Source organism: Pseudomonas sp. (assembly GCF_033723075.1).
Lineage (GTDB): Bacteria > Pseudomonadota > Gammaproteobacteria > Pseudomonadales > Pseudomonadaceae > Aquipseudomonas.
This window is the reverse complement of the sequence record NZ_JAWVXU010000016.1, coordinates 100,137-125,166: the sequence shown is the minus strand read 5'-3', so window position 1 is coordinate 125,166 and position 25,030 is coordinate 100,137. Positions and strand designations below refer to the sequence as shown.

The window sequence follows — 25,030 nt, the reverse complement described above, 5'->3', positions numbered from 1 at the left end:
ACAACAGCCTGATCGCAAATTCTGCCCAACCCCCTCTCAGCCCTCGGAATAGAGCAGCGGCACCCGGCGCAGGTTGCAAAAAAGCTGATAGGGAATGCTGCCCGCGCAGGCCGCCACGTCGCTGGCGAGGACCTGCTTGCCCCACAACTCGACCCGACTGCCGAGGCCGGCTTGCGGCAGGTCGCTGAGATCGACGCAGAGCATATCCATCGACACCCGGCCGATCAGCCGGCTGAGCCGGCCATCGATCGCCACCGGCGTGCCGCTCGGCGCATGCCGCGGGTAGCCATCGGCATAGCCCATGGCGACCACGCCGACCCGGGTCGGCCGCTCGGTGACGAAGCGCGCGCCATAGCCGACCGGTTCGTCGACCGGCAGCTCGCGCACACTGATGATCTTCGATTCCAGGGTCATGACCGGCCGCAACTGGGCGGCCACGGCCTGCGCCTGTTCGAATGGGGTGGCGCCGTAGAGCATGATGCCGGGGCGCACCCAGTCACTCGGCCGCTCTTTATAACCCAGCTGGGGCCAACCGAGCACCGCTGGTGAATTGCGCAGGCTGACGTCCGCCACCAGGCCTTGCCGCGCCTGCTCGAACACCGCCAGTTGCTCGCTGCTGCGCGGGCAATCCAGTTCGTCGGCACGGGCGAAGTGGCTCATCAGGACGATTTTTGCCACCTTGCCGCTGGCCAGCAGACGGCGATAGGCCACCTGGTAGTCGGCCGGATGCAGGCCGACGCGATGCATGCCCGAGTCCAGCTTCAGCCATACCGTCAACGGTTTGCGCACGGACGAGCGCTCGATGGCCTCCAGCTGCCACAGCGCATGCACCACGCACCACAGATCATGCTGCTCGATCAGCGCCAACTCGTCGGCCTCGAAGAAGCCTTCCAGCAACAGGATAGGCCCGCGAATGCCGGCTTCGCGCAGCTGCAGCGCCTCTTCGATGCAGGCCACGGCAAAACCATCGGCCTGCGCCTGCAGCGCCTGCGCGCAACGCACGGCGCCATGCCCGTAAGCATCGGCCTTGATCACCGCGAGCGCCTTGGCAGCGGATACTTCACGGGCCAGTTGATAGTTGTGACGCAGGGCTTGCAGATCGATCAGGGCACGGGCTGGACGCATGGTCTTCTCGAGTATCGGGCGTGGGCCGGGTAGCAGGGTTGTTCGGCGCAACCCGGCGCACGGGCTGCGGACTGCAAATTAAAAAAGCCCGGCGGGACAGCCGGACAAGAGCCAACTCAAACGGGCGGGCACAGGCTTGACAGGCCATTGAAAAACATGGGCGAGACAGCCGAGACAGACCGCAAAAACAGGCGAGAAACGCAGCGCAGCGAAGTAACAGCCAACAACTGGCCCTTAGGGTGAGCGGGCGAATCAAGCGCACTGGGCTCACACCCGAACCTGTTTCTAACGCCCCTCGCTTTTATCAAGAGGGGCTTTCAACAACCTGTTAAACGGCCGCCACCACCATCATCTCGACCAACACCTCGGGCGTATACATCGCCGCCTCGACGCAGGCGCGGCCGGGCGCGGCGCCAGGTGCGACCCACGCGTCCCATACCTGGTTGAGGCCGGCATAGTCGCGGGCCATATCCTTGAGATAGATGGTCACCGAGAGGATGCGCGACTTGTCGCTACCGGCCTCGGCCAGCATCGCATCGATGTTGGCCAGGGTCTCGCGGGTCTGCTGCACGATGTCGCCGCTGTAATCATCCGCCAACTGCCCGGCCAGGTAGACCGTGCCGTTGTGGATGTTGATTTCGCTGTAACGGGTTTCAGTGCGCAGGCGCTGGACTGACATGCTTGGAAGACTCCTTGGAGTTGCTGTAACGGAAGATATCCAGGCCCTCGGCACTGATCTGCGGACGCTTCGAGGCCATCATATCGGCGAGGAAACGACCGGAACCGCAGGCCATGGTCCAGCCCAGTGTGCCGTGGCCGGTATTGAGGAACAGATTGCGCAAACCGGTGGCGCCGACGATCGGCGTGCCGTCCGGGGTGGCCGGGCGCAGGCCGGTCCAGAATTCCGCCTGTTTGAAGTCGCCACCTTGCGGGTAGAGATCGCCAGCGACCATCTCCAGGGTCGCGCGGCGGCGCGGATTCAGGCTCAGGTCGAAGCCGGCGATCTCGGCCATGCCGCCCACCCGGATACGATTGTCGAAGCGGGTGATGGCGACCTTGTAGGTCTCATCGAGAATGGTCGAGGTCGGCGCCATGTCGCCATTGGTAATAGGCGCGGTCAGCGAATAGCCCTTGAGCGGGTAGATCGGTGCGCGGATGCCCAGCGGCTTGAGCAGTTGCGGGCTGTAGCTGCCGAGGGCGAGCACATAGCGATCGGCGGTTTCCAGCTTGCCATCGACCCACACGCCATTGACCCGGTCGCCGGTAACATCCAGGCGCTCGATGGTCTGGCCGAAGCGGAATTCGACGCCCAACTGCCTGGCCATCTCGGCCAGCTTGCCGGTGAACATCTGGCAGTCGCCGGTCTGGTCGTTGGGCAGGCGCAGGGCGCCAGCCAGCTTGTGCTTGACCCCGGCCAGGGCCGGCTCGACCCGGGCGATACCGTCACGGTCGAGCAGCTCGAAGGGCACCCCGGACTGCTGCAGCACGGCGATATCCTTGGCCGCGTTGTCGACCTGCGCCTGGGTGCGGAACAACTGAGTGGTGCCCAGGCGGCGGCCTTCGTAGCCAATGCCGGTCTCGGCGCGCAGTTCGTCGAGGCAATCGCGGCTGTACTCGGACAGCCGCACCATGCGCTCCTTGTTCACCGCGTAACGGCTGGCGGTGCAATTGCGCAGCATCTGCGCCATCCACAGGTACTGGTCGATATCGGCAGTGGCCTTGATCGCCAACGGTGCGTGCTTCTGCAGCAGCCACTTGATGGCTTTCAGCGGCACGCCCGGTGCAGCCCAGGGCGAGGCATAGCCGGGGGAAACCTGGCCGGCATTGGCGAAACTGGTTTCCATGGCAGGGCCGTCCTGACGGTCGACCACCACCACCTCGAAACCCTGGCGCGCCAGGTAATACGCACTGGCCACACCTACCACACCACTACCAAGCACCAGAACCCGCATCGTCATCTCCTCGCCGCGACTATGCGCTGGCGTTTTTTGTCTTGAGCGTTGATGTGCGCAGTATATGGAGCATCAGCCAGTGCTTTTCACTATATAAACAACTATATTTGGCGAGAATACTTGGCGAAAACCGCTTCTACGGAGGGGCATCCCCCATGCGTACCCAGCATCAGAGCCGTCGCGAACTGGATAAGATCGACCGCAATATCCTGCGTTTCCTGCAGGAAGACGGGCGCATCTCCTTCACCGAACTGGGCGAGCGGGTCGGCCTGTCGACCACGCCCTGCACCGAGCGGGTACGCCGCCTGGAGCGCGAAGGCATCATCATGGGCTACCACGCCCGCCTCAACCCGCAGTACCTCAAGGCCAGCCTGCTGGTGTTCGTCGAGATCAGCCTGGACTACAAGTCCGGCGACACCTTCGAGGAATTTCGCCGCGCCGTGCTCAAGCTGCCGCACGTGCTGGAATGCCACCTGGTATCCGGCGACTTCGACTACCTGGTCAAGGCACGGATCAACGAGATGGCCAGCTACCGCAAGCTGCTCGGTGACATTCTGCTCAAGCTGCCGCACGTGCGTGAATCGAAGAGTTATATCGTCATGGAAGAGGTCAAGGAATCGCTGGCGCTACCCATTGCGGAGTGACGCAAGCGGCAAGCTGTTCGCGCTGGCTTGCAGCTTAGGGCTTATGCCTTACCGCTGCCCTACACCAGCACCTGGCGGGTGCTGGCGATCAGCCGATGCACCTGCAGTTCGACCTGCGCCTCGATCGGCGTTTCCGGCCCTCGGCCATGGGGACAGGGTAGACTTTTGCTGGTGCCGAACAGACGACAGATCAGCGGGCGCTGCTCGTAGACCTCGCAGCCCTGCGGGCCGAGGTGCACACAGTTCAGCTCGGCCAGCGCGGCGTCATGGGCGGCGTCGCTTTTCACCGGCAGGCGGGCCATCTCCTCGGACGAGGCGGTGACCGGTCCGCAGCAGTCGTGGCAACCGGGCACGCAGTCGAAACGCGGAATCTGCAAACGCAGGTGATCGATCTTGCGGCCGGTACAACTCATCGCTAGTGTCCAGTGGGAATTCCGCGCATCTTAACCCCGCTCGCCATCGGTTGCCGCCGAATGACCGATTATCCCGATGGAAACCGAGTTTTTTGCCATCCCCCCTTGGCGACAGGCAAAGCCCGCGCTTATCCTGCGTAAAAATTTCCAAACACAATAAACAGGATTTCACACATGAACGCCCGCGTTCACCAACCGACCCACAACGCCCAGCACGCCGCCTCCTACTACGCCGCCAGCGTCAACCGGCAACTGACCTACCCGCCGCTGCGCGGGGAACTCAGCGTCGACGTGTGCATCGTCGGCGGCGGTTTTTCCGGGCTGAACACGGCCATCGAACTGGTACAGAAAGGCTTCTCGGTGGCACTGCTGGAGGCACACAAGATCGGCTGGGGCGCCAGCGGGCGCAACGGCGGCCAGCTGATACGCGGGGTCGGCCATGGCGTCGAGCAGTTCGAATCGATCATCGGCACCGAGGGTGTACGTGAACTCAAGCTGATGGGCCTGGAAGCCGTGGAAATCGTCCGCCACCGGGTCGCGCAGTTCACTATCGACTGCGACTTGACCTGGGGCTATTGCGACCTGGCCAACAAGCCCAGCCACCTCGACGCGTTCGCCGCCGAGAAGGCGGAACTGCAGAGTCTCGGCTACCAGCATGAGATGCGCCTGCTGCAACCCGAGCAGATGCATGAGGTGGTGGGTTCCGACCGCTACGTCGGCGGCCTGATCGACATGGGCTCCGGCCACCTGCACCCGCTCAACCTGGCCTTGGGCGAAGCGGCAGCGGCTCAATCATTGGGTGTGCAGCTGTTCGAAGATTCGGCGGTGACTCGCATCGACTACGGTGCCGAAGTCAGGGTACACACCGCCCTGGGCGTGGTGCGCGCGGCTCACCTGGTACTCGGCTGCAACGCCTACCTGAATGGTCTGAACAGCAACCTGGGCGGCAAGGTGCTGCCGGCCGGCAGCTATGTAATCGCCACCGAGCCGCTGTCCGAGGCCCAAGCCCACGCGATCATTCCGCAGAACATGGCGCTGTGCGACCAGCGCGTGGCCCTCGACTACTACCGCCTGTCCGCCGATCGACGCCTGCTGTTCGGCGGCGCCTGCCATTACTCCGGGCGAGATCCGGCGGACATCGCCGGCTATATGCGCCCGAAAATGCTGGCCGTCTTTCCCCACTTGCAGAATGTGAAAATCGATTACCAGTGGGGCGGGATGATCGGCATCGGCGCCAACCGCCTGCCACAGATCGGCCGGCTCAGGGATCAGCCCAACGTCTACTATGCCCAGGCCTATTCCGGCCACGGCGTCAACGCCACCCATCTGGCCGGCAAACTGCTGGCCGAGGCCATCGCCGGCCAAGCCAGCCAGGGCTTCGACCTGTTCGCCCGGGTACCGCACATGACCTTCCCCGGCGGCCAGCACCTGCGCTCGCCGTTGCTGGCCCTGGGTATGCTCTGGCACCGACTCAAGGAACTGCTGTAGGCGCAGCCGAGATGCCCTTCAGGCCGAGCTGAACGCAGGGCGGTCGGGCGGCGTTCCGATCGGAGCGCAGCGACAACCTGCAGTGTTAATCCGGCCTGCGGGTTGAGATTCCGGGCCTCCACAGCGTCCAGAACGGCCGCAAGGCTTCGTGGTTGGCCTCTACCCGGGTCAGGCCGATATCGCGCAACTGCGCATCGGTCAGCCTGAGCAGCGCCCGGCGGGTACCCAGCCGGCGCCAGAACAGCAGCCAGCGCGACTCACCAGCCGCGGGCGCCGGACGGCTGCTCACCGGCTCATTCATCTCCACTGTCAGCCTTGCATCGCCAAGCCCGTTCATCACCTTTCTCCTGCTCGAAAGCACTCTGGGAGATCATGATGAACGCCGGACAAAAGGCATGACAGATCCAAAATTATCTTATTAACTACACACAGATGGCGCTTTGAAGCCGCTGAATCATGGATTTATGCGATATCTGTATTGCTTGCCTTATTAACGCTCAAGAATCAGGGCAACTGTAATGACCCTCTACGTCAACTTGGCCGACCAGCTCGGCGCCCGCATCGAGCAAGGCCTGTACCGCCCAGGCGAGCGCCTGCCCTCGGTGCGCGCCCTCAGCCTCGAGCACGGCGTCAGCCTGAGCACGGTGCAACAGGCCTACCGCCACCTGGAAGACCAGGGCCTGGCCACGCCGCGGCCGAAGTCCGGCTATTTCGTGCCGCTCACTCGAGCGAAACCGGCACTGCCGATGGTCAGTCGCGCGGCGCAACGGCCGGTGGACGTCTCGCAATGGGATCAGGTGCTCGAGCTGATCAGCGTCCCGCCGGGCGGCGAGGTGATTCAGCTGGGCCGCGGCATGCCGGACATCAGCAGCCCGACCCTGAAGCCGCTGCTGCGCACCCTGTCGCGCCTGAGCCGCCGGCAGCAACTCAAGGAACTGAGCTATGGCTGCTTGCAGGGCGATCCGGGCCTGCGCGAGCAGCTGTCGCGCCTGATGCTCGACTCGGGCTGCCAGATTCCCTATCAGGACATCGTTATCACCACGGGTTGCCACGAAGCGTTATCCGCAGCGATTCGCGCGATCTGCCAACCCGGCGACATAGTCGCGGTGGACTCGCCGAGCTTTCACGGGGTCATGCAGGCGCTGAAAGGGTTCGGCATGAAGGCGCTGGAACTGCCCACCGACCCGCTCACCGGGATCAGCCTGGAAGCCCTGGAGCTGGCCCTCGAGCAGTGGCCGATCAAGGCCATCCAGCTCACCCCGAACTGCAACAATCCGCTCGGCTACATCATGCCGGAGGCCAACAAGCGCGCCCTGCTGGCCCTGGCGCAACGCTACGACGTGGCGATCATCGAGGACGACGTCTACGGCGAACTGGCCTACAGCTACCCGCGTCCGCGCAGCATCAAGTCCTATGACGAGGATGGCCGCGTGCTGTTCTGCAGCTCCTTTTCCAAGACCCTGGCGCCCGGCCTGCGCATCGGCTGGATCGCCCCGGGCCGCTACCTGCAGCAGGTACTGCACCTCAAGTACATCGGCACCGGGATGACCGCACAGTTGCCGCAGCTGGCCCTGACCGAGTACCTCGAGGCCGGCCACTACCAGCCGCACCTGCGGCGCATGCGCAGCCAGTACGCCCGCGGCCTGGAGCAGATGGTCGACTGGGTCAGCCGTTATTTTCCGCCCGGCACCCGGGTCAGCCAGCCGCGCGGCGGCTTCATGCTCTGGGTCGAACTCGCCCCGGGCTTCGACAGCCAACGCCTGAACCGAATGCTGCGCCCGCACCAGGTGCAGATCGCCCCGGGCAGCATCTTTTCCGCCGCTGGCAAGTACCGCAACTGCCTGCGCATCAACTACGCGGCCAAGCCCAGCGCGGAGATCGAGCAGGCGATCCGCTGGGTCGGCGAGAGCGTCGCCGAACTGCTGGCGGAGCTGGACTAGCAGGCCGTTGAAAAATGTAGGCGAGGCAGCCAAGACAATGCCTAGGCGGCCCCACAAAAATGGCCGAAACGCAGCGCAGCGGAGTAACAGCCATAGGCTGGCCCGCAGGGCGATCGAAGCGAGTCAAAACGGACTGGGCTCGCACGCGAGGCCGTTTTTAACGCCCCTCTCTTTCATCAAGAGAGGCAACGGAGGTAGTTTTTCAACGGTCTGTTAGTCGCCGCGCGCGGGCGCGGCCGTACCAAACTGGTCATCGACGCCCTGGCCACGCCAGGCCAGCACCACGAACACCGCCGCCCCCAGCGCCATCAACAACGGCAACGCATGGCCACTGACCCACTGGCTGGCCGCACCGGTGGCCAGCGGGCCGACCAGGCAGCCGATGCCCCAGAGTTGCGCGACATGGGCATTGGCGCGCACCAGCTCATCGTCGCGGTAGCGCTCGCCGATCAGGATCAGCGACAGGGTGAACAGCCCGCCGGCGCTGGCGCCGAACAGCACCAGCAGCGGCCAGATCAACGCCGTGTGCAGCAGCAGCGGCAACGCCAGACTGGACAGCAGCAAAATCACCCCGCAACCGCGGAACAGGCTGCGCCGCGACATGCGGTCCGCCAGCAGGCCGATCGGCAGTTGCAGGGCGGCGTCGCCGACCACCACCACGCTGACCATGAACAGCGCCACCTCCTGGGTGAAGCCCTGACGCAGGCCGTAGATTGGCAGCAACGTCAGCATCATCGCCTCGAACCCGGCGAACAGCATTACCGCCCAGGCGATGGCCGGCAGCTTGCGGCAGAACGCCGGCAGGCCACGCCCCGAAGCGCTGTGGCCGTCTACCCGAGGCGCGCCCGTGCGCCCCAGCAGGAGCAGTGAGCCGCCGATCAGCAGGCCGACACCCGCCCAGAAGCCCAGATCGGTGCTGGTGCCCAGGGCAGTGAGTAGCAGCGGTCCGCACAGCTGGCTCAACGCATAGCCGGTGCCATACAGGGCGACTAGGCGGCCGCGCCATTTCTCCACGGCCAGTTGGTTGATCCAGCTTTCGCCGAGGATGAACACCACGGTCAGCGCCACGCCGATCAGCAGGCGCAGCAGCAGCCACACCGCATAGCTCTGCATCAGCGCCAGCAGCCCCACGGACAGGGCGCCGACCAGCAGGCACAACTGCATCAGCCGAGTGGTACCGAAGTACGCCGCCAACCGCCCCGCCAGGGACGCGCCGAGCAAGACACCCACCGCCGGAGTCGCCGCCATCACGCCGATGGCGAAGGAGTCGTAGCCCCAGCTCTCCAGACGCAGCGACACCAACGGCATGGTCACCCCGAGGGCCAGACCGATGCTGATGACCGCCGAACAGACCGCGAAATAGGTACCCCAACGCATTGCCAGACTCCTTTATGTCGTGGCCCGGAACAAAACAAAACGGCCGGGTTTCCCAAGGAAACCCGGCCGCAGGTGTGGCTCATCAAGAACCGGCCCCGAAGGGCGGACCTTCAGGCGGTTACCCGCCTGTCGCTTATCGACGTTACAGCTTGATCCAGGTGGCCTTCAACTCGGTGTACTTGTCGAAGGCGTGCAGCGACTTGTCGCGGCCGTTGCCGGACTGTTTGAAGCCGCCGAACGGCGCGGTCATGTCGCCGCCGTCGTACTGGTTGACCCACACGCTGCCGGCACGCAGCGCCTTGGCGGTCAGGTGGGCCTTGGACAGGTTGCTGGTCCATACCGCCGCAGCCAAACCATAAGGCGTGTCATTGGCGATCTGCACCGCTTCCTCCGCCGAGTCGAAGCCGATCACCGAGAGCACCGGGCCGAAGATTTCCTCGCGGGCGATGCGCATGGCATTGCTCACCCCGTCGAAGATGGTCGGCTCGACGTAGGTGCCACCGCTCTCCTCCATCACCCGCTTGCCACCGGCCACCAACTTGGCGCCGTCGTCGTGACCGGCCTGGATGTAGCCCAGCACATTGTTCATCTGGGTGACGTCGACCAGTGCACCGACATTGGTGTCCGGGTCCAGCGGGTGGCCCGGCTTCCAGCTCTTGATCGCCTCGACCACCATGGGCACGAAACGCTCCTTGATCGAATTTTCCACCAGCAGGCGCGAGCCGGCGGTGCAGACTTCGCCCTGGTTGAAGGCGATGGCGCCGGCCGCGGCTTCGGCGGCGGCCTGCAGATCAGGCGCATCGGCAAAGACGATGTTCGGGCTCTTGCCGCCGGCTTCCAGCCAGACGCGCTTCATGTTCGACTCGCCGGCATAGATCATCAGCTGCTTGGCGATCTTGGTCGAGCCGGTGAACACCAGGGTGTCGACGTCCATGTGCAGGGCCAGAGCCTTGCCGACGGTATGGCCGTAACCCGGCAGCACATTGAGCACGCCCGCCGGAATGCCGGCCTCGATGGCCAGTTGACCCAGGCGAATGGCGGTCAGCGGCGACTTTTCCGAGGGCTTGAGGATCACCGAATTGCCGGTGGACAAGGCCGGACCGAGCTTCCAGCAGCTCATCAGCAGGGGGAAGTTCCACGGCACTATGGCCGCGACCACGCCGATCGGCTCGCGGGTCACCAGCCCCAGCTGGTCATGAGGCGTGGCGGCCACTTCGTCGTAGATCTTGTCGATCGCCTCACCGCTCCAGCGGATCGAGTTGGCCGCACTGGAGACGTCGATACCCAGGGCGTCGCTGATCGGCTTGCCCATGTCGAGGGTTTCCAGCAGCGCCAGCTCTTCGCCGTGCTGCTCGATCAGCTCGGCGAAACGGATCATCACGGCCTTGCGCGCGACGGGCGCCAGGCGCGACCAGATGCCGGAATCGAAGGTTTTGCGGGCATCCTGCACCGCCAGTTCGGCATCGGCCAGATCGCAACTGGCGACCGCTGCCAGCATGCGCCCGTCCACCGGGCTGATGCACTCGAAGGTCGCGCCGGAAACCGCCGCACGGTATTCGCCATGAATAAAGGCACGGCCTTCGATCTTCAGGGTATCGGCACGCTGTTCCCAGTCGGCACGAGTCAAGCTAGTCATTCGAGGATCCTCTATCAGTAAAAAGTGCCGCGGCTTCGGCGCGCGCACTGTCAATAATTCTGCAAGGCCTGCGAAGGCCAAATCCTGCTGGCAACACTAAACCAGAGGGCCGCACCTTTTCAATATTTTTTACAAAGCGCGATAACCCCCCTTGTCATGTTCGTTTTATTAAACATAGACTGCGCAAAATCGCTCCCCTGCCCCTATCTGCGCGCGTCCGGACGACCAGCATGACAACCGACAACCTGACTCCATCGAACAGAAAAACCAAAAGCCTCGAGGACTTCTGAATGCCGTTCACCGCCAATCGTCAATTCAAGGCCAAACCACGCCTGCTGGACAGCGCCGACGGCATGTATTTCAGCAGCGACGACAGCCGCAAGGAATTAGACGGCACCGCCGGGCTTTGGTGCTGCAACGGCGGCCACGGTCGTCGGGAAATTACCGAGACGGAGAGCAGGCAGATCGCCAAGCTGGACTTCGCCCCGACTTTTCGGATGGGTCACCCGCTGCCGTTCGAACTGGCCAGCCGCCACCGGCCAAGGCACCCGCACCCGCACCCGCCTGGATACCCTGGCGCTGGCGCCGCCGCTGATCGTGGAAAAGACGCAGATTGATACCCCGGTGAAGAACTCACCGATTCGATCCGCCCAGCCCACCAACCACCCCGACCCGGAACCCCTGCATGACTATCGAACAGATCCTCGACTTCGCCCAAGCCAGCACCGCCCCCGAACACTACCGCCCGGCACCGGAAAAAATCCTCAAGGGCGACCCCGAGCAAAGCGTGCGCAACCATTACGGCAGCCCGTGCGGCCAGTTCAACGCCGGCATCTGGGAAGGTGCGGTCGGTCAGTGGACGGTCAGTTACAGCGAACACGAATACTGCGAAATCCTCGAGGGCGTGTCCGTGCTGCGCGATGCGGATGGCAACGCCAAGACCGTGCGCGCCGGCGACCGCTTCGTCATCCCCGCCGGGTTCGAAGGCACCTGGGAAGTGCTGCAAGCCTGCCGCAAGGTCTACGTGATCTTCGAGCAAGCGCCGCGCTGACGCGCCCATAGCTCATGCATCACCCTTTAGCCCGCGCCGAGCGGGCTTTTTTTCGCCTGCGCACAGGTGACACCGGGCATGAGCGGGCACTGGTGGCCGCCGCGACTTGCCGGCGAGCCCGGACAACAGCCAAGCTTGCACCCCAGGTATATCGTCCGATCTGCCGCCGCCAGCATGCTCGACGGATTGGCCGCAGACGGCGGCAAGAACCTGGGTAAATCGCCGGCATGAAAAAGCCCGCCATGAGGCGGGCTTTTTCGACAAGAACGGGGATCAATTACTTGATCTTGCCTTCCTTGTAGATCACGTGCTTACGCACAACCGGATCGAATTTTTTAATTTCGATTTTGTCCGGCATGGTGCGCTTGTTTTTGTCGGTAGTGTAGAAATGACCAGTACCGGCACTCGAGATCAAACGGATCAATTCGCGCATGACTTACTCCTTAAACCTTTTCGCCGCGAGCACGCAGCTCGGACAGAACGACGTCAATACCACGCTTGTCGATGCAACGCATGCCCTTGGCGGAAACGCGCAGACGCACGAAACGGTTCTCAGACTCGACCCAGAAGCGGTGATGCTGCAGGTTCGGCAGGAAACGACGACGGGTTTTGTTGTGTGCGTGGGAAACATTGTTCCCGGTTACCGGACCCTTACCGGTAACTTGACAGACTTTCGACATGCCTCAGCCCTCTAAAACCACATGCCCAACCCGGCATGGGTTGGCCGCATAAACTCAATATCATTGGCGCTCGGCGCCGCGTTTCTCGAGGGTCTTACCGGCTACACCTGAAAGCGCAAGTACCGGGCCCCTACAAAAGAGCGCTGCTTTATACCAGAAAGCCCAGCGTGCAACAAGATTAAACGCACTTTCGACCCGCACGCGCCTGCTGCGCAACAGCGGTCGCCGGGCCAGCAGCACAGGCGGCAGCGCCAGCCTACCGCTCGTCGACAAGTCCGCTGTTCCGGCCGCGCGTTATGGTCTAGGGTGAAACCTTTGTCGGCGCGCCTTGTGCGCGCGCACCGCATTATCAAGGAGTCTGTCATGCGCCTCGCCACCCAAACGCTGCTATTGACCGGCCTGCTGAGTCCGCTATTGGTTCAGGCAGCCACGCTCAGTGTCTGTACCGAAGCCAGCCCGGATGGCTTCGACGTTGTGCAATACAACTCGCTGACCACCACCAATGCCTCGGCCGATGTATTGATGAACCGTCTGGTGGAGTTCGACGCAGGCAGCGGCCGATTGCTGCCCAGCCTGGCGCAAAGCTGGCAAGTCAGCGAGGATGGCCTGAGCTACAGCTTTGTCCTGCGCGAGGATGTCGCCTTCCACGAAACCGACTATTTCAGCCCCAGCCGCCCACTGACCGCCGACGACGTCTTGTTCAGCTTCCAGCGCATGCTCGACCCGACCCACCCCTGGCACAAGACTGCCCCCGGCGGCTATCCACACGCCCAATCGATGCAGCTGCCCAGCCTGATCAAAAGCATCGACAAACTCGGCGAACACCGCCTGCGCTTCACCCTGAGCCGCCCCGACGCCACCTTCCTCGCCACCCTGAGCATGGGCTTCGCCTCGATCTATTCCGCCGAGTACGCCGACCAGTTGCTCGCCGCCGGCACCCCGGAGCGGCTCAACAGCCAGCCGATCGGCAGTGGCCCCTTCGTCTTCAAGCGCTTCCAGAAAGACGCGGTGGTGCGCTATGACGCCAACCCCGAGTACTTTGCCGGCAAACCAGCGGTGGATAGCCTGGTGTTCGCCATCACCCCGGACGCCAATGTGCGCCTGCAGAAGCTGCGCCGCGGCGAGTGCCATATCGCCCTCTCGCCCAAACCGCAGGACGTACAGGCCAGCGCCGCCGATGCCGAGCTGAAGAGCGTGCACACCGCCGCCTTCATGACCGCCTTCGTCGGCATCAACAGCCAGCATGCGCCACTGGATAAAACCGCGGTGCGCCAGGCGATCAACCTGGCCTTCGACAAGGCCAGCTACCTGCAGGCGGTATTCGAGAACAGCGCCGAGGCGGCCAACGGCCCCTATCCGCCCAATACCTGGAGCTATGCCGCAGAACTGCCCGGTTATGCCCACGACCCGGCCAAGGCCCGTGCCCTGCTGGCCGAGGCAGGCCTGGCCGAGGGTTTCAAGACCACCATCTGGACCCGCCCCAGTGGCAGCCTGCTCAACCCCAACCCGAGCCTCGGCGCCCAGTTGCTACAAGCCGACCTGGGCAAGGTCGGCATTCAGGCCGAGATCCGCGTGATCGAATGGGGCGAACTGATCCGCCGCGCCAAGGCCGGCGAACACGACCTGCTGTTCATGGGCTGGGCCGGCGACAATGGCGACCCGGACAACTTCCTCACCCCGCAATTCGCCTGCGCCTCGCTCGAGTCGGGGCTGAACTTCGCCCGCTACTGCGACCCGCAACTGGACAAGTTGATCGCCGCCGGCAAAACCACCAGCGACCAGGCGCAGCGCAGCCAGATCTATCGGGACGCGCAGCGGATCATCCAGCAGCAGGCGCTATGGCTGCCCCTGGCCCACCCGACCGCCTACGCCCTGATCCGCAAGGAAGTCGAGGGGTATCAGGTCAGCCCCTTCGGCCGCCAGGATTTCGCCAAGGTGCGGATCACGCCCTAGCCTTGCCTTTGTGAAAGCGGCTGGGCGGCACACTCCGCTTCAGCCGCGAACAGGGCTTCGCGGCCAAGGCCTCACCCGCAGAGCCAGCAGGCTATCCCGCTACAACCAACCGTACTCGGCCATCGACAGCGGCTCGCCGTCGCCGACGATGAAGTGATCGAGCACCCGCACATCGACCAGCTCCAGGGCTTCCTTCAGACGCTTGGTCAGCACCCGGTCCGCCTGACTCGGCTCGGCCACGCCCGAGGGATGGTTATGGGTCAGAATCAGCGCCGCGGCGTTGTGCGCCAGGGCACGCTTGACTACCTGGCGGGGATAGACGCTGGCGCTGTCGATGGAGCCGTGGAACAGCGCCTCGAAGGCCAGCACCCGATGCTTGGCATCGAGAAACAGGCAACCGAACACCTCATGGGGCTCATGGCGCAGCAGCGCCTTGAGGTAATCGCGCACCGCCTGCGGGCTTTCCAGCGCCGAGTCGCGGCGCAATTGCTCGGCCAGATGCCGGCGGGCCATCTCCAGCACCGCCTGCAACTGGGCGAACTTGGCCGGGCCCAGCCCCAGACGCTGGCTGAAAGACGGTAAATCCGCCTGCATCAACGCGCGCAGTCCACCGAAATCGCCGAGCAGATGGCGCGCCAGATCCACGGCACTCTGCCCGGCCACCCCAGTACGCAGGAAGATCGCCAGCAATTCGGCGTCGGTCAGGGTAGCGGCCCCTTGGGCCAGAAGTTTCTCCCGCGGGCGTTCCGCCGCGGGCCAATCGCGAATGCTCATAGCACCTCCATGTCGAGCCCTGAGCCTGCCGAACCTGAAACAGCCCTTGCGGGCTGGGTCTGGCAAGCGCCTGGTGCCGCTTTTCCGCTGCGGCTGCTGTGCTATCTTAGCCCATCTTTTTGCGCGGCGACTGGCCTGGGGAGGCGTCACCGCCGCGGCGCACATCCACCCAACACAAGGCAGGCCTATGCAGCGGCTATATCGAAAACGCATCGTTCTCGGCGTGGGTGGCGGCATTGCCGCCTACAAGAGCGCAGAGCTGGTTCGCCGTCTGCGCGATCTGGGCGCTGACGTGCATGTGGTCATGACCCGCGGCGGCCGCGAATTCATCACGCCGCTGACCCTGCAGGCCCTGTCCGGGCATCCGGTGCACCTGGATCTGCTCGATCCCGCCGCCGAGGCAGCCATGGGCCATATCGAACTGGCGCGCTGGGCCGATCTGGTGTTGATCGCCCCGGCCACCGCCGACCTGATGGCGCGCCTGGCCCAGGGTGTCGCCGATGACCTGCTGACCACCCTGGTGCTGGCCACCGATGCCCCGGTCGCCCTGGCGCCAGCAATGAACCAGGCAATGTGGCGCGACCCGGCCACCCAGGCCAACGCCCAACTGCTCAGCGAACGCGGCCTGCACCTGTTCGGCCCCGCGGCAGGCAGCCAGGCCTGCGGCGATGTCGGCCTCGGTCGCATGCTCGAAGCCGACGACCTGGCGCAATGCGCCGCCGATTGTTTCCAGAACCAGGCTCTGACTGGCAAGCATGTGCTGATCACCGCGGGGCCAACCCAGGAAAACATCGACCCGGTGCGTTACATCACCAATCACAGTTCCGGCAAGATGGGTTTCGCCCTCGCCGAGGCCGCCGCCGAAGCAGGTGCCAGGGTCACCCTGATCAGCGGCCCGGTGCACTTGCCGACCCCGGATCGGGTCAGCCGCATCGACGTGGTCAGCGCCCGCGACATGCTCGCCGCCTGCGAAGCAGCCATGCCCTGCGATCTGCTTATCGCCGCAGCCGCTGTCGCCGATTACCGCCCGGAAGTGGTCGCCCAGCACAAATTGAAGAAAGACCCCTCTAGCGGCGACGGCTTGCTCCTGCAGATGGTGCGCAACCCGGATATCCTCGCCACGCTGGCAGGGCGCGCCGACCGACCGTTCAGTGTCGGCTTCGCAGCCGAGACCGAGAACCTGCTGGGCTATGCCTCGCGCAAGCTGCAGGACAAGAACCTCGACCTGATCGTCGCCAACGACGTGGCCAACCCGAGCATCGGCTTCAACAGTGAGGAAAACGCCATCACCATCATCGATCGCGACCTCCAGCAAAGCAGCTTCGCGCAAACCAGCAAAGGCAAGATCGCCCGTCAACTGGTGGCCTTTATCGCCGACCGCTTGCACCGCACCTGACACCCTCACTCACCGACCGCAGAGCCTGACATGCACGCCTTACAAGCCAAAATCCTCGACCCGCGTCTGGGCAGCGAATTCCCCCTGCCGCAGTACGCTACCCCGGGTTCCGCCGGCCTCGACCTGCGCGCCATGCTCAAGCAGGAACTGATCCTCGAGCCCGGGCAAACCGTGCTGATCCCCACCGGCCTGTCGATCTACATCGGCGACCCCGGCCTGGCGGCGCTGATCCTGCCGCGCTCGGGCCTCGGCCATAAGCACGGCATCGTCCTCGGCAACCTGGTCGGTCTGATCGACTCGGACTACCAGGGCGAGCTGATGGTGTCCTGCTGGAACCGAGGACAAAGCGCCTTCAGCATGGCCATCGGCGAGCGCATTGCCCAGCTGATCCTGGTGCCGGTGGTGCAGGCGCACTTCGAGCTGGTCGAGCAGTTCGACGAAAGCCAGCGCGGCAGCGGCGGTTTTGGCCATTCCGGCAGTCACTGAGTGCCACTTTCAAGACGAACTGCGAACAAGACGTACTGCCTAACAAGACCAACCGCCAACAGGATGAACCGCCAGGGAGACGTTCGATGAAACGCTTCAAGCGCACTGCCAAGGATGCCAACGCCACCAGCACCGGCAAACAGACCGCCAGCGCCCTGTTTCCAGGCCTGCTGGCTGTCATCAGCGGACTGGTTCTGGCCGGCGCGCTGCTCTGGTTCGGCCTGTTCAACAACGTGCAACAACGGCAACAACAGCAACTCACCCAGGCCTGGGGCGGCGCCCAGGCCGCCGCGCTGCAACAGGCAATACGCCAGCTGGCCGCCGACACCCGCGCCGCGGCACGCAACCCCGAGCTGCTGCAGGCCGTGCACAGCCGGGACAGCCAACAGCTGCGGGCGGCCGAACGCAACCTGCGCTACTGGGACGGCGTGATCGATGCGCACCTCAATGCCCGTGGCGAAGCCGTTCAGGATATGGGCCGGGACGCGCCGATGAACTTTGCCGCGCTGGACATGCTGCGCCGCGTGGAAAACGGCCAGACGCCTGCTGTCGAGGCTTACAAGATCGGCCAACGCTGGCTGGTCTATAGCGCAGCGCCACTGCGCCAGAGCGATGATCAACCCGCGCAGGGCACCCTGCTGCTGGCCGTCGAGCTGGACCGCCTGCTGGCCAATTTGCCGCCGCTACCGGCCGACGTCGGCCAACTGCAACTGCTTCAGCAATTCGGCAATACCTCCGGTCAGGTGCTGACGCAACGCGGCCAGGCCCAGGGCGATGCACAGCGCTTCGATAGCGGCAACCCGAACTGGCAGCTTGGCTTCACCCCGGGCCTGCGCCTGACCGCAGCGGCCTTCTCGGCAACCTTGCCTGGCCTGGCGACGCTGCTCGCACTGGCCGGTGCCCTGCTCGGTCTCTACCTGGTGTACAGCGGCCAGCAACGACGCCTGTATCAGGATGTCTTGCAACTTGGCCAACTGGTTAAAGAACTCTCAGCCGGTAAAGCCGTCAAAGCTTTCAGCCTGAGCTTGCCGGTGCTCGATAGCCTGGCACAGTCCCTGGCCCGCCTACCGCGCCGCGCCAGCATGCCAGCGGAAACCCACGACAGCGCCGGCCAAGCTTCTCCTGCAGCGGAGCCTGGCCAGACAGCCGGGCTGATTGATCCGCTGTTTCAAGACACCGATATCCTCGATATCGACATTCTCGACGAAGACCAGGATCTCCTGGGATTGGAGCACCCCCCCGTTATGACCACCCAGCAAATCGCGCCAAAATTACCCGCCGACATCTTCCGCGCCTACGACATACGCGGCGTGGTTGGCAGCAGCCTGACCGCAGAAACCGCTTACTGGGTCGGCCGGGCGATCGGCTCACAGAGCCTGGCGCAAGGCGAGCCGAACGTCGCGGTGGGCCGCGATGGCCGCCTGTCCGGCCCGGAGTTGGTCCAGCAACTGATTCAAGGCCTGCTCGACTGCGGCTGCAACGTCAGCGATGTCGGCATGGTGCCAACCCCGGTGGTCTACTACGCCGGCCATATCCTCGCGGGCAAATCCGCGGTGATGCTCACCGGCAGCCACAACCCGCCAGATTACAATGGTTTCAAGATCGTCATCGCCGGCGACACCCTGGCCAACGAACAGATTCAGGCGCTCAAGACCCGCATCGACACCAATGACCTGGCCAGCGGCGTCGGTACAGTCGAGCAGGTTGATGTGCTGGAGCGCTACTTCAACCATATCCGTGACGACATCGCCATGGCCAAACCACTGAAAGTGGTGGTCGATTGCGGCAACGGCGCCGCCGGGGTGATCGCTCCACAGCTGATCGAAGCCCTGGGCTGCACGGTGATTCCACTGTTCTGCGATGTCGACGGCACCTTCCCCAACCACCACCCGGACCCGGGCAAGCCGGAGAATCTGGTCGACCTGATCGCCAAGGTCAAGGAAGAGCAGGCCGACCTCGGCCTGGCGTTCGACGGCGACGGCGATCGGGTCGGCGTGGTGACCAACAAAGGCACCATCATCTACCCCGATCGCCTGCTGATGCTGTTCGCCAAGGACGTGGTGTCGCGCAATCCCGGTGCCGACATCATCTTCGACGTCAAATGCACCCGCCGCCTGACCCCGCTGATCAGCGGCTACGGCGGCCGCCCGGTAATGTGGAAAACCGGCCACTCGCTGATCAAGAAAAAGATGAAGGAAACCGGCGCCCTGCTGGCCGGCGAGATGAGCGGGCATATATTCTTCAAGGAACGCTGGTTCGGCTTCGACGACGGCGTCTACAGCGCTGCCCGCCTGCTGGAAATCCTCAGCCAGGACAAGCGCGACGCCGAACAGGTATTCGCCGCCTTCCCCTGCGATATATCCACCCCGGAAATCAATATCCAGGTTACCGAACAGAGCAAATTCAGCATCATCGACACCCTGCAGCGCGACGGCCACTGGGGCGAGGCCAACCTCACCACCCTGGACGGCATACGCGTCGACTACCCCAAGGGCTGGGGCCTGGTACGTGCCTCCAACACCACACCGATGCTGGTGCTGCGCTTCGAAGCCGACAGCGAGAACGAACTCGAGCGCATCAAGGAAGTCTTCCGCGCGCAACTGTACAGCGCTGCACCCGATATCACTTTGCCGTTTTGATTGAGATTAGCCATGGAGACCCGCATGACCCTCGAACGTGATGCTGCCAGTAACGTCGCCAAAGTTCTGTCCGAAGCGTTGCCGTACATTCGCCGCTTCGTCGGCAAGACCCTGGTGGTCAAGTACGGTGGCAACGCCATGGAAAGCGACGAACTGAAAACCAACTTCGCCCGTGACATCGTACTGATGAAGGCGGTCGGCATTAATCCGGTGGTGGTGCATGGCGGCGGCCCGCAGATCGGCGACCTGCTCAAGCGCCTGTCGATCGAGAGCCACTTCATCGACGGCATGCGCGTGACCGACGCGCAGACCATGGACGTGGTGGAAATGGTCCTCGGCGGCCAGGTCAACAAGGACATCGTCAACCTGATCAACCGCCACGGCGGCAGCGCCATCGGCCTGACCGGCAAGGATGCCGAACTGATCCGCGCCAAGAAGCTCACGGTAACCCGCCAGACCCCCGAGATGACCACCCCGGAAATCATCGACATCGGCCACGTCGGCGAAGTCACCGGGGTCAATACCGACCTGCTCAACATGCTGGTCAGAGGTGACTTCATCCCGGTCATCGCGCCGATCGGCGTCGGCTCGGAGGGCGAGTCCTACAACATCAACGCCGACCTGGTCGCCGGCAAGGTAGCCGAGGCGTTGAAGGCCGAGAAACTGATCCTGCTGACCAATATCGCCGGCCTGCTGGACAAGCAGGGCGAGGTGCTCACCGGCCTGACCACCGAACAGGTCGATGGCCTGATCGCCGATGGCACCATCTACGGCGGCATGCTGCCGAAGATCCGCTGCGCCCTCGAGGCGGTCCAGGGCGGCGTGACCAGCGCGCACATCATCGACGGCCGGGTACCCAACGCGGTGCTGCTGGAAATCTTCACCGACAGCGGTGTCGGCACCCAGATCTGCAACCGCAAGCGTCACTGAGCGCATCCGCTCGCGCAGACGTAGCCTGGATTAGCTCCAGCGCAATCCGGGAGAGGGTTTCCCGGATTGCGCCCAGGCTTCTTTCATTGGGCTACGACGCTGCAAAAAAATGGTTCTTCGCATAGTTTGGGGAAAGTGCCGGTTGACACCGGACTGGCAAATAAGTGTGCGTTGCCGATGACTTGGCTCTATCCATTACCGTGCCGTCTGGCCTGATGGGTTTCGCCCCTACGGGCGAGTCACTTTCTCTTGCTTGCCCAAGAGAAAGTAACCAAAGAGAAGGGCACCCCACCATCCGGCCCCGGCTGCGCCGGGGTTCCCTCTTTCCATCACCGCTCCAGGGGCACGCCACGAAGGGCCATCCCTGGCCCATCGTGGCTCTCGCGACATCCATGTCGCTCAACCCCTTACGCGGCGATTCCACTCGGCCTCCTGAAGGGGGCTTGGGCGTCGTCTGTGCGATCGCAGCTTTAAGAACAAAAGCAAAAACAGACGCCGCCGAACTCGATTCTGCGGAAATCTCGCAAGCTCGCGACCCGGTCCCGTCAGCAGGCCGAGCGTAGGTGTTGCGTAGGGGGACGAGCCGCATGGATGCGGCGAGAGGCTTAATGGGCCAAGGATGGCCCTTGTAAGCCGGCCCCCGGAGCGGCACCGGAGCGAGGGGAGTTTCGCGCAGCGAAACCCGAATGCCGGGTGCCCTTCTTTGGCACACCTTTCTTGGGCAAGCAAGAAAGGTGTGGCGCCCGTGAGGGGCGCAACCCAAACGCCCAGTACACGCGATAATCGGCCATGCCGCGCCATTTTCCGCACCGCACACAAACTTGCCAGTCCGGTGTCAAGCTCAACGTCCCCGCGATAATGCGAAGAGCCAAAAAATCGCCAGCTCGGACCGGCTGCTAGCGGCGCTTGCCCAGCAGCTCGGCAAGACGCTGGCGATCGGCGGCAAAACTGGCCTGGGCCTGTTTGCGCGCTTCCTGGTAGCGGGCAATGTCCTTGTACTGACGCAGCTGTTCATCTTTCTGGTTGTCGATCTGCGCCAGCAGATTTTCCGGCACTGCGCGCCCGGCACGCTCATGATCCGCCGCCTGGCTCTGCAAGTTGCCCTGCTGCGTGCGCGCCGATTGCAGATTGCTGCGCGCCACGCCGATCAACCCGTCCAACTCGGCCAGCTTGCGATCGCGTGCTCGATCGATGTCCTCGGGCGTGCTGTACAGGCGCAGCAATTGGGCATCGGAGTTGGCGCGGGCCTTGTCGGCCAGTAAACGCTGCATTTCCTCGGCGCTCGGGGCCGGCGGGACGACCTTGATCACCCGCCCCTGGTCATTGAGCACCTCATAGCCCTTGCCGATGAGCTCCGGCGGCACGCCCTGACGACCGAGCACGGTGACGCCCTGATGATCGGTATAGCGATACAACTCGGTGGCGCCCGCAACAATCGGCAGCAGCAAACCGAACAACAGCGAACAGCGGAGCAGAGCCGGCTTGCGCATCGAGACAACACCCTAGATCGAGGAGTTAGATTCCATATTCGGCGCGATAGGCTTGCACCGCTGGCAGATACTGCTTGAGTTCGGCATCGTCTGCCAGGTATTCCAGCACCAGCTCGAGCGACACGATGCTGACCACCGGCATGCCGAAATCGCGCTCGACCTCCTGGATCGCCGATAACTCGCCCTGACCACGTTCCTGACGATTCAGCGCAATCAGCACGCCCGCGGCCTGCGCGCCCTGGGCCTGGATGATCTGCATCACCTCACGAATCGCGGTACCGGCGGTGATCACGTCGTCGACGATCAGCACCTTACCGGCCAGCGGCGCGCCGACCAGGCTGCCCCCTTCACCGTGATCCTTGGCCTCTTTGCGATTGAAACACCAGGGCACATCGCGCTGATGATGCTCGGCCAGAGCCACCGCGGTGGTCGCCGCCAGCGGGATACCCTTGTAAGCCGGGCCGAACAACACATCGAAGGGAATACCGCTGTCGACCACCGCAGCGGCGTAAAAACGCCCCAGCCGGGCCAGCGCCAGACCGCTGTCGAACAGCCCGGCATTGAAGAAATACGGGCTGATGCGCCCCGACTTAAGGGTGAACTGACCGAAGCGCAGAACGCCGCGCTCAATGGCAAAACGAATGAAATCGCGCTGGTACGCTTGCATGAAAAGTCCCGGACGGCACGGATTTAGCTAGGAATTTAGCTTATTGGAGACGAGCTCGGGTATCATACACGCACGTGTTTTTAGGGGCCATTTATGCGGATCATCAGTGTGAACGTGAATGGTATTCATGCTGCAGTCGAGCGCGGTTTGCTCAGTTGGCTGCAAGCACAGAATGCCGACGTCATCTGCCTGCAGGACACCCGCGCCTCCGCCTTTGAACTGGACGACCAAGCCCTCCAACTGGATGGCTATTTCCTCTATGCCTGCGATGCAGAAGTACCAAGCCAAGGTGGCGTGGCACTGTATTCGCGGTTGCAACCCAAGGCGGTAATCAGCGGCCTCGGCTTTGAAATGGCCGATCGCTACGGGCGCTACCTGCAGGCCGATTTCGACAAGGTGAGTATCGCCACCCTGCTGCTGCCATCCGGGCAGGACGGCGACGAGAGCTTGAATCAGAAGTTCAAGTTCATGGACGACTTCACCCATTACCTGGACAAGCAACGGCGCAAGCGCCGCGAGTACATCTATTGCGGCTCGCTGCACGTGGCGCACCAGAAGATCGACGTGAAAAACTGGCGCGACTGTCAGCAATCACCGGGCTTCCTGGCGCCGGAACGGGCCTGGCTGGATGAAGTGATCGGCACCATGGGCTATGTCGATGCCCTGCGTGAAGTCAGCCGCGAAGGCGACCAGTTCAGCTGGTGGCCGGACAGCGAGCAGGCCGAACTGCTCAATCTGGGCTATCGCTTCGACTATCAGTTGCTCACTCCCGGCATGCGTCGCAGCGTGCGCACGGCGCGCCTGCCGCGCCAGCCACGCTTCTCCCAGCATGCGCCGCTGATCGTCGATTACGACTGGATTCTCAGCGTCTAACGCGACCAGCAGAAACAATAAAGCCGGCATCCGCCGGCTTTATTGTTTCTGCTGCGAGGCTTACTTCACCAAGCGCCAGCTGAAGGGGTAGCGATACGCCTGGCCTTCGTTGGCCTTGATCCCGGCGATAATGGTCAGCACCAGGGCACCCACCCCCACCAGCACCAACAGCGGGAAACCGATCACCAGCACCATCAGCAGGAAGCACAGCACCACGGCCAAAGCCACGCTGATCTGGAAATTCAATGCTTCCTTGCCTTGCTGGTCGACGAAAGGATCGAGGTCCTTCTTGATCTGCCAGATAATCAACGGGCCGAGCAGATTGCCGAAGGGGAACGCCAGCCCCAGGAATGCGGCAAAGTGACAGAACATTGCCCACTGACGGGCTTCCTGACTGGGTGTCGGCACCGGGGTTTGCATGTTTTCGTCCATCGTTACCCTCCTTAGCAGGCCGCTGCAAAACCAATATGTCTATGTGGCGTTATAGTCGATTTCACCCCGACCGGACGTCTCTGCCCAGTCGGCGCTTATTCCAGTGCTCAACGGCCGACCGGTTACTGCAACCTTTCAGTCGGCCAATGCCGCCAGCTGCAACTCGAACAGTTCATTTATGCCATTTTGCGCCAGCGCCAGCATGGCGTTCAATTCTGCCGGCTGGAATGGCGCGCCTTCGGCAGTGCCCTGCACCTCGATAAAGCCGCCCGCACTGGTCATGACCACGTTCAGGTCAGTTTCCGCGGCGGAGTCTTCCAGATAATCCAGATCGAGCACCGGCTCGCCCTGGTACATGCCGACCGACACCGCGGCGATCATCTGCTTGAGCGGATCGCCGCCTTTCAGGCCACCACGCTTCTTGATCACTTTCAGCGCGTCGATCAGCGCCACCATGGCGCCGGTGATCGAGGCAGTACGGGTACCGCCATCGGCCTGGATCACGTCGCAGTCGACGTACAGGGTATTTTCGCCCAGCTTACTCATATCCAGCGCGGCGCGCAGCGAGCGACCGATCAGGCGCTGGATTTCCAGGGTGCGCCCGCCCTGTTTGCCGCGACTGGCCTCGCGCTGGTTACGCTCGCCGGTGGCGCGCGGCAGCATGCCGTACTCGGCAGTCAACCAGCCCTGGCCCTGGCCCTTGAGGAAGCGCGGCACACCCGATTCGACGCTGACCGTGCAGATCACCTTGGTGTCGCCGAACTCCACCAGTACCGAGCCTTCGGCATGCCTGGTGTAGTTGCGAGTGATACGGATCGAGCGCAACTGATCGGCACTGCGGCCACTGGGACGTTTCATCAAGGAATACCTACTCTGAATAGAAATCTGCGGGCCATTATAGGGGGCGTACGCCAGCAGCGACATGCCGAATTGGGAGCGACCGACGCACTGCGCTACAATCTCGGCCCTTTAACCATGAAAGTCGCGTAGCGACACCCTCCTTGCATCCTTCTCCCTCAGGGCGAAGGTGGCTCATAGCGCCGGATGAGGGCAACGGACGTGCCGCGCACGACTTTCATGATTC

General features: G+C 63.4%; 24 protein-coding genes and 1 pseudogene. 11 read left to right on the top strand and 14 right to left on the bottom strand.

Going from position 1 to position 25,030, the window contains the following annotated elements; genetic code table 11:
* Positions 1-36: 36 nt before the first annotated feature.
* The 3 genes from alr to dadA all read right to left on the bottom strand — a co-directional run bounded on the left by alr (position 37) and on the right by dadA (position 3,077).
* Positions 37-1,125, bottom strand: a complete 1,089-nt coding sequence (gene alr / locus R3355_RS18560; RefSeq protein ID WP_318962550.1) for an alanine racemase — start codon at positions 1,123-1,125, stop codon at positions 37-39.
* A 328-nt stretch (positions 1,126-1,453) separates the two neighbouring features.
* Complete coding sequence (locus R3355_RS18555) at positions 1,454-1,804, bottom strand: RidA family protein (RefSeq protein WP_318962549.1); 351 nt, start codon at positions 1,802-1,804, stop codon at positions 1,454-1,456.
* A complete protein-coding gene (gene dadA / locus R3355_RS18550) occupies positions 1,779-3,077 on the bottom strand; it encodes a D-amino acid dehydrogenase (RefSeq protein ID WP_318948193.1) in 1,299 nt (432 codons plus the stop codon). The genes R3355_RS18555 and dadA overlap by 26 nt, the downstream gene beginning before the upstream one ends.
* A 155-nt stretch (positions 3,078-3,232) precedes the next feature.
* Here dadA and R3355_RS18545 point away from each other — a divergent pair, with 155 nt between their 5' ends.
* A complete protein-coding gene (locus tag R3355_RS18545; protein WP_079203848.1) occupies positions 3,233-3,721 on the top strand; it encodes an Lrp/AsnC ligand binding domain-containing protein in 489 nt (162 codons plus the stop codon).
* A 59-nt stretch (positions 3,722-3,780) separates the two neighbouring features.
* Here R3355_RS18545 and R3355_RS18540 read toward each other — a convergent pair whose 3' ends face one another.
* Complete coding sequence (locus tag R3355_RS18540) at positions 3,781-4,134, bottom strand: YkgJ family cysteine cluster protein (protein ID WP_318962547.1); 354 nt, start codon at positions 4,132-4,134, stop codon at positions 3,781-3,783.
* A 174-nt stretch (positions 4,135-4,308) separates the two neighbouring features.
* Here R3355_RS18540 and R3355_RS18535 point away from each other — a divergent pair, with 174 nt between their 5' ends.
* Entirely contained in the window at positions 4,309-5,622 is a 1,314-nt protein-coding gene (locus R3355_RS18535) for an FAD-binding oxidoreductase (protein ID WP_318962546.1), read from the top strand.
* 85 nt (positions 5,623-5,707) lie between these two features.
* Here the strand turns inward: R3355_RS18535 and R3355_RS18530 are convergent, their stop codons facing one another.
* Positions 5,708-5,959 (bottom strand): DUF1127 domain-containing protein, encoded by a 252-nt coding sequence (locus R3355_RS18530; protein ID WP_318962544.1) that lies wholly within the window; start codon positions 5,957-5,959, stop codon positions 5,708-5,710.
* 181 nt (positions 5,960-6,140) lie between these two features.
* Between R3355_RS18530 and R3355_RS18525 the strand changes: the two genes are divergently transcribed.
* On the top strand, positions 6,141-7,562 hold the full coding sequence (locus R3355_RS18525; RefSeq protein WP_318962543.1) for a PLP-dependent aminotransferase family protein: 1,422 nt from the start codon (positions 6,141-6,143) through the stop codon (positions 7,560-7,562).
* A gap of 213 nt (positions 7,563-7,775) precedes the next feature.
* On the opposite strand, the gene R3355_RS18520 is transcribed toward R3355_RS18525, so the two are convergent.
* Together R3355_RS18520 and R3355_RS18515 are read right to left on the bottom strand one after the other, a co-directional pair.
* Positions 7,776-8,939, bottom strand: a complete 1,164-nt coding sequence (locus tag R3355_RS18520) for an MFS transporter (protein WP_318962542.1) — start codon at positions 8,937-8,939, stop codon at positions 7,776-7,778.
* Between the two features lie 142 nt (positions 8,940-9,081).
* The gene (locus tag R3355_RS18515; protein ID WP_318962541.1) at positions 9,082-10,575 is read right to left on the bottom strand and encodes an aldehyde dehydrogenase; all 1,494 of its coding nucleotides are present in this window, start codon (positions 10,573-10,575) and stop codon (positions 9,082-9,084) included.
* A 290-nt stretch (positions 10,576-10,865) separates the two neighbouring features.
* On the opposite strand from R3355_RS18515, the pseudogene R3355_RS18510 reads away from it, so the two are divergent.
* Both R3355_RS18510 and R3355_RS18505 read left to right on the top strand, forming a co-directional pair.
* Positions 10,866-11,108: pseudogene (locus R3355_RS18510) on the top strand (aspartate aminotransferase family protein); the annotation flags it as partial.
* A 152-nt stretch (positions 11,109-11,260) separates the two neighbouring features.
* On the top strand, positions 11,261-11,626 hold the full coding sequence (locus R3355_RS18505; protein WP_318948206.1) for a cupin domain-containing protein: 366 nt from the start codon (positions 11,261-11,263) through the stop codon (positions 11,624-11,626).
* Positions 11,627-11,903: 277 nt separating this feature from the next.
* Here the strand turns inward: R3355_RS18505 and rpmG are convergent, their stop codons facing one another.
* Both rpmG and rpmB read right to left on the bottom strand, forming a co-directional pair.
* A complete protein-coding gene (rpmG, locus tag R3355_RS18500) occupies positions 11,904-12,059 on the bottom strand; it encodes a 50S ribosomal protein L33 (RefSeq protein ID WP_090499893.1) in 156 nt (51 codons plus the stop codon).
* A gap of 10 nt (positions 12,060-12,069) precedes the next feature.
* Entirely contained in the window at positions 12,070-12,306 is a 237-nt protein-coding gene (gene rpmB, locus R3355_RS18495; RefSeq protein ID WP_079203858.1) for a 50S ribosomal protein L28, read from the bottom strand.
* Positions 12,307-12,669: 363 nt separating this feature from the next.
* On the opposite strand from rpmB, the gene R3355_RS18490 reads away from it, so the two are divergent.
* The gene (locus tag R3355_RS18490) at positions 12,670-14,259 is read left to right on the top strand and encodes an ABC transporter substrate-binding protein (RefSeq protein WP_318962539.1); all 1,590 of its coding nucleotides are present in this window, start codon (positions 12,670-12,672) and stop codon (positions 14,257-14,259) included.
* Between the two features lie 99 nt (positions 14,260-14,358).
* Here R3355_RS18490 and radC read toward each other — a convergent pair whose 3' ends face one another.
* Entirely contained in the window at positions 14,359-15,033 is a 675-nt protein-coding gene (gene radC, locus R3355_RS18485) for a RadC family protein (protein ID WP_318950008.1), read from the bottom strand.
* A gap of 187 nt (positions 15,034-15,220) precedes the next feature.
* Here radC and coaBC point away from each other — a divergent pair, with 187 nt between their 5' ends.
* The 4 genes from coaBC (at position 15,221) to argB (ending at position 20,484) form a co-directional block, all read left to right on the top strand.
* Positions 15,221-16,429: a bifunctional phosphopantothenoylcysteine decarboxylase/phosphopantothenate--cysteine ligase CoaBC gene (gene coaBC / locus R3355_RS18480; RefSeq protein WP_318950009.1), complete on the top strand. Its 1,209-nt coding sequence runs from the start codon at positions 15,221-15,223 to the stop codon at positions 16,427-16,429.
* Positions 16,430-16,459: 30 nt separating this feature from the next.
* Positions 16,460-16,915, top strand: coding sequence for a dUTP diphosphatase (gene dut, locus R3355_RS18475; RefSeq protein ID WP_318950011.1), 456 nt, complete (start codon positions 16,460-16,462; stop codon positions 16,913-16,915).
* A 1,244-nt stretch (positions 16,916-18,159) separates the two neighbouring features.
* Complete coding sequence (gene algC / locus R3355_RS18470) at positions 18,160-19,554, top strand: phosphomannomutase/phosphoglucomutase (protein WP_318962570.1); 1,395 nt, start codon at positions 18,160-18,162, stop codon at positions 19,552-19,554.
* Between the two features lie 24 nt (positions 19,555-19,578).
* The gene (gene argB, locus R3355_RS18465; RefSeq protein WP_318950013.1) at positions 19,579-20,484 is read left to right on the top strand and encodes an acetylglutamate kinase; all 906 of its coding nucleotides are present in this window, start codon (positions 19,579-19,581) and stop codon (positions 20,482-20,484) included.
* A gap of 896 nt (positions 20,485-21,380) precedes the next feature.
* Here argB and R3355_RS18460 read toward each other — a convergent pair.
* Both R3355_RS18460 and pyrE read right to left on the bottom strand, forming a co-directional pair.
* A complete protein-coding gene (locus tag R3355_RS18460; protein WP_318962538.1) occupies positions 21,381-21,974 on the bottom strand; it encodes a DUF4124 domain-containing protein in 594 nt (197 codons plus the stop codon).
* A gap of 25 nt (positions 21,975-21,999) precedes the next feature.
* The gene (pyrE, locus tag R3355_RS18455) at positions 22,000-22,641 is read right to left on the bottom strand and encodes an orotate phosphoribosyltransferase (RefSeq protein WP_318962536.1); all 642 of its coding nucleotides are present in this window, start codon (positions 22,639-22,641) and stop codon (positions 22,000-22,002) included.
* A 93-nt stretch (positions 22,642-22,734) separates the two neighbouring features.
* Here pyrE and R3355_RS18450 point away from each other — a divergent pair, with 93 nt between their 5' ends.
* On the top strand, positions 22,735-23,514 hold the full coding sequence (locus R3355_RS18450; RefSeq protein ID WP_318950021.1) for an exodeoxyribonuclease III: 780 nt from the start codon (positions 22,735-22,737) through the stop codon (positions 23,512-23,514).
* Between the two features lie 60 nt (positions 23,515-23,574).
* Here the strand turns inward: R3355_RS18450 and R3355_RS18445 are convergent, their stop codons facing one another.
* Positions 23,575-23,946 carry a DUF4870 domain-containing protein gene (locus tag R3355_RS18445; protein WP_318950023.1) on the bottom strand — a complete coding sequence of 124 codons (372 nt, stop codon included), beginning with the start codon at positions 23,944-23,946 and terminating at the stop codon, positions 23,575-23,577.
* Between the two features lie 135 nt (positions 23,947-24,081).
* A complete protein-coding gene (rph, locus tag R3355_RS18440) occupies positions 24,082-24,804 on the bottom strand; it encodes a ribonuclease PH (protein ID WP_318950025.1) in 723 nt (240 codons plus the stop codon).
* Between the last annotated feature and the right edge of the window lie 226 nt (positions 24,805-25,030).

Bases quoted from the DNA above. Each gene is read 5' to 3' on its own strand.
- alr (WP_318962550.1), bottom strand. From the start codon at position 1,125: ATGCGTCCAGCCCGTGCCCTGATCGATCTGCAAGCCCTGCGTCACAAC.
- R3355_RS18555 (WP_318962549.1), bottom strand. From the start codon at position 1,804: ATGTCAGTCCAGCGCCTGCGCACTGAAACCCGTTACAGCGAAATCAAC.
- dadA (WP_318948193.1), bottom strand. From the start codon at position 3,077: ATGCGGGTTCTGGTGCTTGGTAGTGGTGTGGTAGGTGTGGCCAGTGCG.
- R3355_RS18545 (WP_079203848.1), top strand. From the start codon at position 3,233: ATGCGTACCCAGCATCAGAGCCGTCGCGAACTGGATAAGATCGACCGC.
- R3355_RS18540 (WP_318962547.1), bottom strand. From the start codon at position 4,134: ATGAGTTGTACCGGCCGCAAGATCGATCACCTGCGTTTGCAGATTCCG.
- R3355_RS18535 (WP_318962546.1), top strand. From the start codon at position 4,309: ATGAACGCCCGCGTTCACCAACCGACCCACAACGCCCAGCACGCCGCC.
- R3355_RS18530 (WP_318962544.1), bottom strand. From the start codon at position 5,959: ATGAACGGGCTTGGCGATGCAAGGCTGACAGTGGAGATGAATGAGCCG.
- R3355_RS18525 (WP_318962543.1), top strand. From the start codon at position 6,141: ATGACCCTCTACGTCAACTTGGCCGACCAGCTCGGCGCCCGCATCGAG.
- R3355_RS18520 (WP_318962542.1), bottom strand. From the start codon at position 8,939: ATGCGTTGGGGTACCTATTTCGCGGTCTGTTCGGCGGTCATCAGCATC.
- R3355_RS18515 (WP_318962541.1), bottom strand. From the start codon at position 10,575: ATGACTAGCTTGACTCGTGCCGACTGGGAACAGCGTGCCGATACCCTG.
- R3355_RS18505 (WP_318948206.1), top strand. From the start codon at position 11,261: ATGACTATCGAACAGATCCTCGACTTCGCCCAAGCCAGCACCGCCCCC.
- rpmG (WP_090499893.1), bottom strand. From the start codon at position 12,059: ATGCGCGAATTGATCCGTTTGATCTCGAGTGCCGGTACTGGTCATTTC.
- rpmB (WP_079203858.1), bottom strand. From the start codon at position 12,306: ATGTCGAAAGTCTGTCAAGTTACCGGTAAGGGTCCGGTAACCGGGAAC.
- R3355_RS18490 (WP_318962539.1), top strand. From the start codon at position 12,670: ATGCGCCTCGCCACCCAAACGCTGCTATTGACCGGCCTGCTGAGTCCG.
- radC (WP_318950008.1), bottom strand. From the start codon at position 15,033: ATGAGCATTCGCGATTGGCCCGCGGCGGAACGCCCGCGGGAGAAACTT.
- coaBC (WP_318950009.1), top strand. From the start codon at position 15,221: ATGCAGCGGCTATATCGAAAACGCATCGTTCTCGGCGTGGGTGGCGGC.
- dut (WP_318950011.1), top strand. From the start codon at position 16,460: ATGCACGCCTTACAAGCCAAAATCCTCGACCCGCGTCTGGGCAGCGAA.
- algC (WP_318962570.1), top strand. From the start codon at position 18,160: ATGACCACCCAGCAAATCGCGCCAAAATTACCCGCCGACATCTTCCGC.
- argB (WP_318950013.1), top strand. From the start codon at position 19,579: ATGACCCTCGAACGTGATGCTGCCAGTAACGTCGCCAAAGTTCTGTCC.
- R3355_RS18460 (WP_318962538.1), bottom strand. From the start codon at position 21,974: ATGCGCAAGCCGGCTCTGCTCCGCTGTTCGCTGTTGTTCGGTTTGCTG.
- pyrE (WP_318962536.1), bottom strand. From the start codon at position 22,641: ATGCAAGCGTACCAGCGCGATTTCATTCGTTTTGCCATTGAGCGCGGC.
- R3355_RS18450 (WP_318950021.1), top strand. From the start codon at position 22,735: ATGCGGATCATCAGTGTGAACGTGAATGGTATTCATGCTGCAGTCGAG.
- R3355_RS18445 (WP_318950023.1), bottom strand. From the start codon at position 23,946: ATGGACGAAAACATGCAAACCCCGGTGCCGACACCCAGTCAGGAAGCC.
- rph (WP_318950025.1), bottom strand. From the start codon at position 24,804: ATGAAACGTCCCAGTGGCCGCAGTGCCGATCAGTTGCGCTCGATCCGT.